The sequence below is a fragment of the Roseobacter cerasinus genome (genome assembly GCF_009811755.1).
In the GTDB taxonomy this organism is placed as follows: domain Bacteria; phylum Pseudomonadota; class Alphaproteobacteria; order Rhodobacterales; family Rhodobacteraceae; genus Roseobacter; species Roseobacter cerasinus.
In genome coordinates, this window is sequence record NZ_BLIV01000005.1 from 403,786 (window position 1) to 415,304 (window position 11,519).

At 61.1% G+C, this 11,519-nt stretch carries 9 protein-coding genes and 1 tRNA gene; 2 read left to right on the forward strand and 8 right to left on the reverse strand.

The genetic code is table 11. The features are described from left to right. Nucleotides 1–3 precede the first annotated feature (3 nt). From fzlA to So717_RS15035, 7 genes are all read right to left on the reverse strand, one after another. Nucleotides 4–669, reverse strand: a complete 666-nt coding sequence (gene fzlA / locus So717_RS15005; protein WP_159978696.1) for an FtsZ-binding protein FzlA — start codon at nucleotides 667–669, stop codon at nucleotides 4–6. 55 nt (nucleotides 670–724) lie between these two features. Next, nucleotides 725–1,453: a monofunctional biosynthetic peptidoglycan transglycosylase gene (gene mtgA / locus So717_RS15010; RefSeq protein WP_159978764.1), complete on the reverse strand. Its 729-nt coding sequence runs from the start codon at nucleotides 1,451–1,453 to the stop codon at nucleotides 725–727. 51 nt (nucleotides 1,454–1,504) lie between these two features. Beyond that, nucleotides 1,505–6,037, reverse strand: a complete 4,533-nt coding sequence (gene gltB, locus So717_RS15015; RefSeq protein ID WP_159978698.1) for a glutamate synthase large subunit — start codon at nucleotides 6,035–6,037, stop codon at nucleotides 1,505–1,507. Next, nucleotides 6,037–6,516, reverse strand: a complete 480-nt coding sequence (locus So717_RS15020; RefSeq protein ID WP_238840967.1) for a GFA family protein — start codon at nucleotides 6,514–6,516, stop codon at nucleotides 6,037–6,039. The genes gltB and So717_RS15020 overlap by 1 nt, the downstream gene beginning before the upstream one ends. Next, nucleotides 6,513–6,986, reverse strand: coding sequence for a GFA family protein (locus So717_RS22540; RefSeq protein WP_159978700.1), 474 nt, complete (start codon nucleotides 6,984–6,986; stop codon nucleotides 6,513–6,515). Before So717_RS22540 ends, So717_RS15020 begins: the two co-directional genes overlap by 4 nt. Further along, entirely contained in the window at nucleotides 6,931–7,626 is a 696-nt protein-coding gene (locus tag So717_RS15030; RefSeq protein ID WP_159978702.1) for a hypothetical protein, read from the reverse strand. Before So717_RS15030 ends, So717_RS22540 begins: the two co-directional genes overlap by 56 nt. A 70-nt stretch (nucleotides 7,627–7,696) precedes the next feature. Beyond that, on the reverse strand, nucleotides 7,697–9,130 hold the full coding sequence (locus So717_RS15035; protein WP_159978704.1) for an NAD(P)-dependent oxidoreductase: 1,434 nt from the start codon (nucleotides 9,128–9,130) through the stop codon (nucleotides 7,697–7,699). Between the two features lie 224 nt (nucleotides 9,131–9,354). Between So717_RS15035 and So717_RS15040 the strand changes: the two genes are divergently transcribed. Beyond that, nucleotides 9,355–10,158, forward strand: coding sequence for an undecaprenyl-diphosphate phosphatase (locus So717_RS15040; RefSeq protein WP_159978706.1), 804 nt, complete (start codon nucleotides 9,355–9,357; stop codon nucleotides 10,156–10,158). Here the strand turns inward: So717_RS15040 and So717_RS15045 are convergent. Further along, nucleotides 10,155–11,138 (reverse strand): complex I NDUFA9 subunit family protein, encoded by a 984-nt coding sequence (locus So717_RS15045; protein WP_159978708.1) that lies wholly within the window; start codon nucleotides 11,136–11,138, stop codon nucleotides 10,155–10,157. The genes So717_RS15040 and So717_RS15045 overlap by 4 nt on opposite strands. A 174-nt stretch (nucleotides 11,139–11,312) precedes the next feature. Between So717_RS15045 and So717_RS15050 the strand changes: the two genes are divergently transcribed. Then, nucleotides 11,313–11,398: transfer RNA gene (locus So717_RS15050), tRNA-Leu, on the forward strand. The last annotated feature ends 121 nt before the right edge of the window (nucleotides 11,399–11,519 follow it).

Consider the following 11,519-nt stretch of genomic DNA (forward strand, 5'->3'; position numbering starts at 1 on the left):
ACCTCAAAAGTCGAGGTCATTGTAGTGGCGTGGCGGCGGGAACCCGGGCACCTGATCCGCAAGGATCGACCGGAACGCGGGCCGCGACTTGATCTTCGCATACCAGTCCTTGACCACATCCGAACGGTTCCAATCCACGTCCGAGATGTAGTCCAACGCGCTCAGATGTGCAGCGGCGGCAAAATCCGCCAGCGTCATGACGTCCCCCCCAAGCCAGCGCCGATGATCCAGCAACCAGGCCATATAGTCGAGGTGGTATTTGATCGCCTTCGCCCCCGCCTTCACATTCGTGCTGTCGGGATAGCCCTGTTTCATTACCTTCTTGTTCACTCGCTCATAAAGCAGTTTCGACGTCACCTCGTTGTGAAACTTGTCATCGAACCAGCCCACCAGCCGCCGGACTTCCTGGCGTGCCACCGGGTCTTTCGGCATCAACGCGGGATCGGGTCGGGTGTCTTCGATGTATTCGCAGATCGCGGAACTTTCGGCCATCATCACGCCATCAAGCCGCAGAACCGGCACCTGGCCTGCCGGGTTGCGCCGCATGAAATCGGGATCCTGCTCCCAGTATCTCTCCTCGACCAACTCCACCTCGATCTTCTTTTCGGCAAGGCTCAGGCGTACCTTGCGGCAGAACGGAGACAGGGGAACGTGAAACAGGCGGGCCATGGACTTTTCCGGTCTAGAAATGCTCTGTCTTCAATGCCCGGAGTGTCGCGTGGTTTCAACTCTCGAAACAGGCGGCGCGGCCATCTTTGCTGATTGTCGCTGCTCCTGACCGGATCGCACGCGCCCGCTTGAGCACGAAATCCGATGGGCGGCGGGCTGATCGCCCCTTAGGGTTCGGCAGGATCGCCGCCAGCCGCGCGGCCTGCTCTGCCGTCAGATCCCGCGCGGCCACGCCGAAGTAATGGCGCGCCGCAGCTTCCACACCAAAGATGCCTTCGTCAAACTCGGCCACGTTCAGATAGACCTCGACGATCCGTTGCTTCGACCAGATGATTTCCAGCAGCGGGGTCAACAACGCTTCAAGCGCTTTGCGCGTGTAATTGCGCCCATGCCAGAGATAGACGTTCTTGACCGTCTGCTGACTCAGGGTTGATGCGCCGCGTGTTCCACCATCCGCAATCGCGTCCTTGATCGCGGCGAGGTCAAACCCCCAATGCAGACAGAAATTCGCGTCTTCTGCGGCCACGACCGACCGCGCCATGACCGGAGCAATATCTTCGAGCGGCACCCAGATTTGCTCCGCCCCACCAAGCCGCCGCGATTCCGAGAACATGTAAGGCGTCGTGGGTGGATTCACGACCGCACCCAGCGCGATCAGCCCCACCACAAAAACAACCAGCCCCAGTCCCACCCGCCACAGATAGCGCAGTGCCCGCCGCAGCGGGTTGGGCCGTGTCTGTGCCTTGCGGGGTCGTCTGCTCTTTTTTGTCGCCCGTTTCGCCATGAGCCAGCTATAGGCCCGCGCGGCGGCCTTGTGAACCGCCACGCTGTGGTCTTATTCCGCCGGGATCGCCTCGTCTTCGATACCCAGAGGTGCGGGCAGCTTGTCGAGCATCTCTTTCGGGCAGACCTGCAGGAAATGCGCTTTCTCAGCATCCCAATGCTGCAGGATGTCAGCCGTTCGTCGGCTACCCGTTTCGCGCAGATGCATCTCTAACAGCTCTTCCAGCTGGCCCATCCAATGTTCCACTGTGACAGGGCAAATCACCAGCGTCTCCATGTTCATCAGCGCTGGCGCTGTGCCGTCCGGGTCATAGAGATAAGCCATCCCGCCGGTCATACCTGCGCCAAAGTTTGCGCCAATCTCGCCCAAGATCACAGCAACGCCGCCGGTCATGTACTCACACCCGTTCGAGCCGCAGCCTTCGATCACCACCGATGCGCCCGAGTTACGGACGGCAAAGCGCTCACCGGCGCGGCCAGCGGCAAAAAGATATCCGTCCGTCGCGCCATAGAGCACGGTGTTGCCGATGATCGTGTTCTTCGCCGCTTCGATGGGCGAGGCCATGGGCGGGCGCACCACGATCATGCCGCCCGAGAGGCCCTTGCCCACATAGTCATTGGCGTCGCCCGAAACCTCCAGCTTCAGCCCCGGCGCCGCAAAGGCCCCCAGCGATTGCCCCGCCGAGCCCGACAGCTTCACCGTCAGGTGGTCCGGCTGCAGCGTGTTGCGCATCCCGAACTGCTTGACGATATGGCTCGACGTGCGCGTGCCCACGGTGCGGTGCGTGTTCTGTACCGCGTAAGACAGCTGCATCTTCTCGCCGTCCTCCAGGAACCGTTTCGCATCGCGCACGATCTCAGCGTCCAGAGTATTCGGCACTTTGTTGCGTTTGCGGTTGCGGTCATAGACGATGTCCGCCGCGCCATCGACGGTGATCAGAAGCGGATTGAGGTCCAGATCATCCAGATGTGCTGAGCCGCGTGAGACCTGCGCCAGCAGATCCGCCCGCCCGATCACATCGTCGAGGCTGCGCGCACCGATCGACGCAAGGATTTCCCGCACCTCGGTTGCGTAGAAGGTGATGAGGTTCACGACCTTGTCCGCATTGCCGGTGAACTTCGCGCGCAGCGATTCATCCTGCGTACAGACGCCCACGGGGCAGGTGTTCGACTGGCACTGCCGCACCATGATACAGCCCATCGCGATCAGCGCCGCGGTGCCGATGCCGTATTCCTCGGCCCCCAGCATCGCCGCCATCACGATGTCGCGCCCCGTGCGCAAACCGCCATCGGTGCGCAGGGTCACCCGCTCGCGCAGGTTGTTCATGCTCAGCACCTGGTGCGCCTCGGTGAGACCCATCTCCCACGGCAGGCCCGCATATTTGATCGAGGTCGCGGGCGACGCGCCCGTCCCACCATTGTGCCCGGAGATCAGGATGATATCCGCCTTGGCCTTGGCCACACCGGCGGCAATTGTGCCGACACCGGAGGAGGCCACCAGCTTCACCGTCACCTTGCAGCGCGGGTTGATCTGTTTCAGATCATAGATCAACTGCGCCAGATCCTCGATGGAATAGATATCGTGGTGCGGCGGCGGCGAGATCAGCGTGACCCCCTTGGTCGAATGGCGCAGCCGCGCGATCAGGTCGGTGACCTTCATGCCGGGCAGCTGTCCACCCTCGCCTGGCTTGGCGCCCTGCGCCACCTTGATCTCCAGCTCTTCGCACTGGTTGAGGTACTCTGCGGTGACGCCAAAGCGCCCCGAGGCGACCTGCTTGATCTTGGCCGATGGGTTGTCGCCATTGGGCTCCGGCACGAAATGCGCCGGGTCTTCCCCGCCCTCACCGCTGTCCGACTTCGCGCCGATCCGGTTCATCGCCACGTTCAAGGTCTTATGCGCCTCGGGACTGAGCGCGCCCAAGGACATGCCCGGAGTGACAAACCGCTTGCGGATCGAGGTGATGCTTTCCACCTCCTCAATCGGCACCGGCTTGCCCAGCGGCTTGATGTCCAAGAGATCGCGCAGATGAATGGGCGGGTTGCTCTGCATCTTTTTTGAGTACTGTTGCCACATCTGGTAGGAAGCCTTGTTGCAGGCCATCTGCATCATGTGCATTGAGGTCGCTTCCCACGCATGGGTCTCACCCGATTTCCGCGCCTTGTAGAAGCCGCCGATGGGCAGCACCGAGGCCGGACCGCCCCAGGCCTTGGCATGCACCTCTTCGGCCTTGCGCTGGATGCCACTCACGCCAATGCCGGAAATCCGGCTGGTCATGCCGGGGAAATACTCGGCTACCATGGCGCGGCTCAGCCCCACTGCCTCGAAGTTCAGCCCGCCGCGATAGGAGGAAATCACCGAGATCCCCATCTTGGCCATGATCTTCAAGAGGCCCTGGTCGATGGCGATGCGGTAGCGGTCAATCGCCGTGGTCAGGCTCATGTCCAAGAGCCCGCGCTCAATCCGGTCCGCCAGCGAATCCTCCGCCAGATAGGCATTGACCGTTGTGGCCCCCGCGCCGATCAGCACCGCAAAGTAATGCGGGTCCACGCATTCCGCCGAGCGCACGTTGATCGAGGTAAACGTCCGCAGCCCCTTGCGCACCAGATGACTGTGCACAGCGGAGGTCGCGAGGATCATTGGCATGCCAACCTGCTCCGGCCCGCTCTCCTGATCGGTCAGGATGATATGCCCGGCGCCCGAGCGCACCGCATCCTCGGCCTCCGCCCGGATGCGCGCGAGCCCTGCGCTCAGGTTGCCGCGCCCCGGTGCAAAGGTGCAGTCGATGGTGACCACATCTGTGTTGAAATGCTTGATCAGCTCATCGAACTGGGCATTGCCGAGGAACGGACTGTCCAGGGTGAAAATTTCGGTCTGGCTGCTGTCCTCATCCAGCACGTTCTTCAGATTGCCGAACCGCGTCTTCAGGCTCATCACCCGGTATTCGCGTAAGGAATCAATCGGCGGGTTGGTCACCTGGCTGAAGTTCTGCCGGAAGAAATGGCTCAAGGGCCGGTACTGCCCGGACAGAACGGCAGAGGGCGTGTCGTCGCCCATCGACGCCAAGGTCTCCTTGCCATCCTCCGCCATGGGGGCGAGGATTTGCTCCAGCTCTTCGATGGTATAGCCTGCGGCCACCTGACGCCGCCGCAACTCTGCCCCGGTAAAGAGGGGTTGTTCGATCACATCATCCAGCGCTTCTTCGAGGTCGGTGATCTTACCAACCCACTCGCTGAACGGCTGCGACGCTGCCAAAGCATCTTTGATCGCCCGGTCATGGTAGAGCTTGCCCTCCGCCATATCGACTGCGAGTAGTTGCCCGGGGCCCAAGGCGCCTTTCTCAACCACCGATGCCTCGTCCAGCGGCACCATCCCGGTCTCTGACCCGGCGATCACCATGCCGTCATTGGTCACCACATAGCGCATCGGCCGCAGCCCGTTGCGGTCGAGCCCGGCGCAGACCCAGCGCCCATCGGTCATTGCCAGCGCCGCAGGCCCATCCCAAGGCTCCATCACCGAATTGCAATAGGAATACATGTCGCGCCAACTCTGTGGCAGCTCCACAGCCTGCTTGGACCAGCTTTCAGGCACCAGCATGGTCTTGGCCATCGGCGCATTGCGGCCTGCGCGCACGAGCACTTCGAAGACCGCATCCAAAGCCGCACTGTCGCTGGACCCAGAGGCTACGATGGGCTTGATATCCTCGGCCATCTCGCCGAAGGCACCGGAGGCCATGCGGATCTCGTGGCTCTTCATCCAGTTCAGGTTGCCCTTCAGTGTGTTGATCTCGCCGTTATGCGCCAGCATGCGGAACGGCTGCGCCAGCCACCACTGCGGGAAGGTGTTCGTGGAATAGCGCTGGTGATAGATCGCAAAGGCGCTCTCGAAGCGTTCGTCCATCAGATCGGGGTAGAACTCCGCCACCTGCTCCGCCAGCATCATGCCCTTGTAGATGATCGACCGGCAGGACATTGACGCGATGTAGAGTGTCGGCACCTGTGCCGCGAGCGCCGCCTTCTCGATCCGCCGACGGATCACATAGAGCTCGCGCTCGAAGGTCTCCTCATCCACGCCCTTGGCGTTGGAAATCAGGATCTGTTCAATCTCTGGCCGCGTCGCATTTGCCTTTTCGCCGAGACAAGAGATATCCACCGGCACGTGCCGCCAGCCGTATATGTAGTAGCCCATGCGCAGCACTTCGGTTTCGACGATGGTCCGACAGGTCTCCTGCGCGCCGAAATCTGTGCGCGGCAGAAACACCTGCCCTACGGCGATAATCTCGTCCTCGCGCGGATCATGGCCGGTGCGCCGCACCTGATCGTAAAAGAATTCCACCGGGATCTGCACGTGAATGCCCGCGCCGTCGCCGGTCTTGCCATCCGCATCCACCGCGCCCCGGTGCCAGATCGCCTTGAGCGCCTTGATGCCGTTCTCGACCACGCCACGGCTCTTTGTGCCATCAACGGAAACCACAAGGCCAACTCCGCAGGAGGAATGTTCCTCAGCCTCCGAATACAGACCATGCTCGGCCAAATATGCGCGCTTGGCTTCTTCCTGTGCCACCCAGGCGTCATCATATTTGGTCATCAGTTGTCTCCTTCAACGAATGGGTGTTGAGCCTGCACCTCGGCCCGCGTCTTGCGGCGGTGTTCGCCGTGCAGGCACGCATAATTCGGTGCCAGATCTGTGTAGATTTCTGACAGCAGCACAAAATCTGCGGCCTCTTTGAAGTTCCCGGGGAAAAGCTCGATCTCCGGCTCCTCCGGGTCAGTGGACCGCAGCCAGACCGAGCTGCCACAGATCTCGCAAAACCCCCGCTCCGAGAAAGACGACGACGCGTAGTTCTTGACCGGCCCTGTGACCGTGACCGCCTTCGTCTCGGCAACGAAAGAGCCGAACAGCATCCCGTTCCAGCGCTGGCACATGACGCAATGGCAGGCGCCAATAGCTGCGACATAATTGCCATCGATCTCGATCTTGACCGCACCACAAAGACACCGGCCTGACATCTGGCCTGTCCGCCGGTGCGGCGCGATCAGTGCGTCTCTTGCGGCTGCGTCCGTCATGCGTCACCCTCGAACATCGCGATGGTCTCTTCGGTGCTGAGCTTCCGGTGGTCCCCGCTCAGCGCATAGCCCTGCGGGCACTCATCGACGAAGAATTCCAGCGTCATCTCCCCGAGATCCGCCGCATCGAACAGCCCTGCCGCCGGGTGGCGCATGCCGTCATGCACGGTGCCGTACCACAGGGTCGAGCCGCAGGTGCCGCAAAACCCGCGTTCAGCCCACTCCGATGAGGCAAAGCTCTGCGCCGGACCACTCACTTCCAGCGTACCGGGCAGCGTATCCACAGAAATGAACATGCCGCTAGTGTGCCGGCGGCACATGTCGCAATGACACGCCCGTAGTCGCGGGTTGACGGACTGCACGGTCAGAGTAACCGCACCGCAGAGGCAGCGCCCCTTTATGCTGTGTACCGCCTTAGTCACAGCCAAACTCCGAAGCGGTCGCCATGAAGCCCGGCTCGCCCGGCTCATATATTTTCTGTGGTCTCAGCTCGAACTGCTCACGCGGACCATTGTTGACGGCGCGGGAAAAATTCCCCTCCAGCATAAACGCGCGTGACTGCGAGATCAAAAGCTCGGTGGAGAAATTCAGCACCTGTGTTGCGCCCTTCCGTGCAAAGGCGCGCTCGGCGAGATAGACGTCGAAGACCTCTCCGCTGATGGTCACCGTCTCACCCGTGGCCGTGGTGGCGCCGCTCAGCGCATATTCCTGCCCGCGGATGATGTTGCTGTTCATGACGAAATCACCCGTTGGCGCATGCGCGCCGGTCTCAACCAGGGCTGCAAGGTCGAGGGCTTTCCCGGTGCCGGGGACAGCGGCGAAGTTCATCGCGCCTGCGCCTTCGGTCTCCCACATCTTGAAATCCCAGCCCGCGTCATAGTGCAGTGTGTTGTTCAAACTGCCGCGCCGATAGCTCAGCGCCTGCCAAGCGCCGTCTGCGCATTGCAGGATCGTCGTTGCGGTGCAGCCATTCTTATGTGCAGTGGCCACGGCGGTGCAGCCCTGGGGTACGACCAGAGGGTCTGACGCCATCACGATGGATGTGGACAGGCCCAACACCACCGCGGTGGCGGCTGCCTTCCAAATCGAGGATTGGACCGGTTGGGTCATGGTTGCTGTCCTTAACAAAATTTCACCGTACGCTGCGCACCGACGCGAGACAGGTACTGCCCAGATGGGGTTACTCGGCGGCCATCACGGAGGTGTCACCCAGCCGTTTCAGGATAGCATCGGCGCAGTCGCGCCCGTCACGGACGGCCCAAACCACAAGGCTCGCGCCTCGCACGATGTCGCCAACCGCATAGACGCCGTCGAGGTCGGTGGCGCCCGTGGTGAACGCGGCCTTGATCGTGCCCCACCGCGTCACCGGCAACTCCGGCTGATCCCAGAGCGTGGGTAGCGCCTCGGGTTCGAACCCCAGCGCCATGATCACCAGATCGGCGTCCTCCACATAGTCCGCGCCGTCGATCACCTCGGGCGCCTGACGGCCCGTCGCATCGGGCGCGCCAAGGCGCATCTTCTGCACCATCACACCCGTGACCGGATCGCCCACGAAACCCTTGGGGGCTGAGAGCCATTCGAACACGACACCTTCTTCTTCGGCGTTCTGTACTTCGCGCTGTGAACCTGGCATATTCGCCCGGTCACGGCGATAGAGACATTTGACGCTTGTCGCGCCCTGCCGCACAGAGGTGCGCACACAGTCCATCGCGGTATCACCGCCGCCGATCACAACAACGCGTTTTCCTTCGGCATTCAACGCCCCGGAATCGAACTCCGGCACCGCGTCGCCGAAGCTCTTTCGGTTGGAGGCGGTCAGGAAATCAATGGCCCGTACAAGGCCCGTGGCGCCGACGCCGGGCGCCTCAATTTCCCTTGATTTATAGACACCTGTGGCAATGATCACCGCGTCGTGTCGGTTGCGCAGATCGTCAAAGCGGATGTCCTCACCCACATTTGTGTTCAGCTCAAACGTCACACCGCCCTGCGCCAATTGATCGTTGCGGCGCATAACCACGTCTTTCTCCAACTTGAAGCCGGGAATGCCATAGGTGAGCAGCCCGCCCGCACGGTCGTACCGGTCATAGACGGTCACCTGCACACCGGCGCGGCGCAACACATCGGCCGCCGCCAGCCCACCCGGGCCCGCACCGATGATGCCGACGCTCTCACTGCGCTCAGCACGCGGCGCGATGGGCTGCACCCAGCCCTGCTCCCACGCGGTATCGGTGATGTATTTCTCCACTGCACCGATTGTTACGGTGCCATGCCCCGATTGTTCGATCACGCAATTGCCTTCGCACAGACGGTCCTGCGGGCAAATGCGGCCGCAGATTTCCGGGAAAGTATTCGTCGCCTGGCTGACCTCATAGGCTTCCTGCAAGCGCCCCTCCGCGGTCAGCTTCAGCCAGTCGGGGATGTTGTTGTGCAGCGGGCAGTGGCTCTGGCAATAAGGTACCCCACATTGGCTACAGCGGCTCGACTGCTCTTGCGCCTTGGCCTCGGCATATTCGGCATAAATTTCGTTGAAATCGTCACGACGCACATCAGCGCCCCGCTTTTCGGGCATGTCACGCTCGACAGTCACAAATTTCAACATAGGTTGCTCAGCCACGGCCTGCGTCCTCCACCAAAGTCCCGGAGCCGCACGCATACGCGAACTCAAGCAGGAAATAAAGTCAGTAATGCTGTCGTATAATAAATTAATTTCACGTCATGCAGCACAAAATCGCTACTCGTGTTCGGAAATTAAATCCGATTCGGACCTTTATTCAGGCTTTTCATTTGATTCCCTGACCTTATACCACAAAGGCGCAGCACCAAGCCGGTCCGGTTTTCATGACACTTTTCCATCTGTTCCTCGTTGCCGCGATCCAGGGCTTGACCGAGTTCCTGCCGGTCAGCTCCTCCGGCCATCTGGCGTTGCTGCCAACCATCACGGGAGGGCCGGATCAAGGGCTCGCTATTGATGTTGCGGTGCATGTGGGCACGCTCTTTGCAGTTGTCGCCTACTTTTGGGCGGATGTGAAAATCGCCCTGGCCGGCAGTCTGCGGTTGATGCGCGGACGGATCGATACCCAAGGCGCATTCCTCGCACTCTGTCTCATCATTGCAACCATTCCAGTGGTCGTTGTGGGTGCGGCTCTCAAGCTCACCGGACTTGACGAGGCGCTGCGCTCGGTTGCGGTAATCGGCTGGACGATGCTGGGATTTGGACTGGTGCTCTATTGGGCCGACAAGACCGGCGGCCATGATCGTGTGGCAGAGCAGTGGCGGCTCAAAGATGCTTTGAGCATGGGGCTTGCGCAGGCACTAGCACTGATCCCTGGCACCTCCCGGTCCGGCATTACCATCACCGCGGCTCGCAAGCTGGGATATGACCGCGAAAGCTCAGCCAAGCTGGCCATGTTGATGTCGATCCCGACAATCGCCGCCTCGGGCCTGTTGCTCGGCGTCGATGTGGTGCAGGAGGCCGATTGGGCATTGGCCCGCGACGGGCTGGTTGCGGCCATCTTTGCCTTCATCGCGGCGCTGCTGGCACTCACACTGATGATGCGACTTTTGCGCAGCGTCAGCTTCACCCCCTATGTGATCTACCGGGTGATCCTGGGTATCGTGCTGTTGATCTACGCCTACAGCTAAGTACGCAGGTTCTTGGCGGAGTCTTTGATCGCATCATACTGCCCGGACGGGCGGAAGCGCCACAGATAGTCCGGCAGGACAGAGGCCATCGCCACGGGCGTGATGCCAAGGTCCGCGAAGCTCCGGGCCTCCGGGTTAACCACATTGTCATTGGCTAGGTTCCGCACCTGGTCGCGCGTGATCACCCCATTGGTGAACAGCCCCAAGGTAACAGCCTGCAGCACATCGAAGCCCCACGCCATGATCCGCGCGGCAAAGAAAGGCACGTTCACAATCAGTCGACGGCGATGGATCACACCCAGCATCTGCTGCATAAGCTCCCGGAACGTCGCCACCTGCGGCCCGCCGAGTTCGTAGATGCCAAGCTCCACCGTGCCGGTCAGTGCCTGCGCAGCGGCCTTTGCCACATCGTCCACGTATACCGGCTGGAAGCGCGTTTCAGCACCGACGACAGGCAGCACTGGGCCAAGGCGGCTCATGGACGCAAAGCGATTGAAGAACTGGTCCTCCGGTCCAAAAATGATCGAAGGGCGCAGGATAACCGCACCAGGCATATGGGCTATGACACCGGCCTCTCCTTCGGCCTTGGTGCGCGCATAGTCGCTCTCCGCTTCGGCATCAGCGCCGATGGCTGAGATATGCACAAGACGGCCAATCTGTTCTTCGGCGGCAATGCGGGCCACGCGCTCGGCGCCCTCGGCTTGCACTGAGTCAAACTGGTTTTTGCCGACTTCGGCCAGAATGCCGACGCAGTTCACGACCGCATCTGCACCGGACATCACAGCCCGGACAGACGCCTCGTCACGAATGTTGCAGAGCACGGGTTCAACTTGGCCGACAACACCGTAAGGCTTCACGAAGATCGCTTCATTCGGGCGGCGAACTGCCACCCGCACGCGCCAGCCCGCCTTGGCCATGCGCCGTGCAATGTAGCGCCCGACAAAACCCGAACCACCGTAGATAGTCACCAATTTTGACATAAGCGCCTCCCTGCAGATTGTCTCTCAGGATGTAGCCCCGGACCCCCGATGAAACAAGGTGCAATTGGGCGCGGGTAGACAGCGGGTCGGGCAAGTAAATGGCTTGAGCAGAATTGGCCAGAATCCGTTTGACACCTTTGAGACATGGCCTTAAACGCAGGCTCCACGACACCTGCCCAGGTGGCGGAATGGTAGACGCGCTAGCTTCAGGTGCTAGTGTCCGTATGGACGTGGAGGTTCGAGTCCTCTCCTGGGCACCATATTTGACTGGCAGTCAAAATTTCTCACTAAAGTGTTGAACGGAAACGCGATTTTTAGTGTTCGAGGTCCTCCATTTCGGTGGTAGTGAAGAGGCCCCAAAAGCACCATCTTTAGGATAGC

What these genes read in the sequence shown, in the direction of transcription:
- mtgA (WP_159978764.1), bottom strand. Translation starts at nt 1,453, where the DNA reads ATGGCGAAACGGGCGACAAAAAAGAGCAGACGACCCCGCAAGGCACAG.
- So717_RS15020 (WP_238840967.1), bottom strand. Translation starts at nt 6,516, where the DNA reads ATGACGGACGCAGCCGCAAGAGACGCACTGATCGCGCCGCACCGGCGG.
- fzlA (WP_159978696.1), bottom strand. Translation starts at nt 669, where the DNA reads ATGGCCCGCCTGTTTCACGTTCCCCTGTCTCCGTTCTGCCGCAAGGTA.
- So717_RS15045 (WP_159978708.1), bottom strand. Translation starts at nt 11,138, where the DNA reads ATGTCAAAATTGGTGACTATCTACGGTGGTTCGGGTTTTGTCGGGCGC.
- gltB (WP_159978698.1), bottom strand. Translation starts at nt 6,037, where the DNA reads ATGACCAAATATGATGACGCCTGGGTGGCACAGGAAGAAGCCAAGCGC.
- So717_RS22540 (WP_159978700.1), bottom strand. Translation starts at nt 6,986, where the DNA reads ATGAGCCGGGCGAGCCGGGCTTCATGGCGACCGCTTCGGAGTTTGGCT.
- So717_RS15040 (WP_159978706.1), top strand. Translation starts at nt 9,355, where the DNA reads ATGACACTTTTCCATCTGTTCCTCGTTGCCGCGATCCAGGGCTTGACC.
- So717_RS15030 (WP_159978702.1), bottom strand. Translation starts at nt 7,626, where the DNA reads ATGACCCAACCGGTCCAATCCTCGATTTGGAAGGCAGCCGCCACCGCG.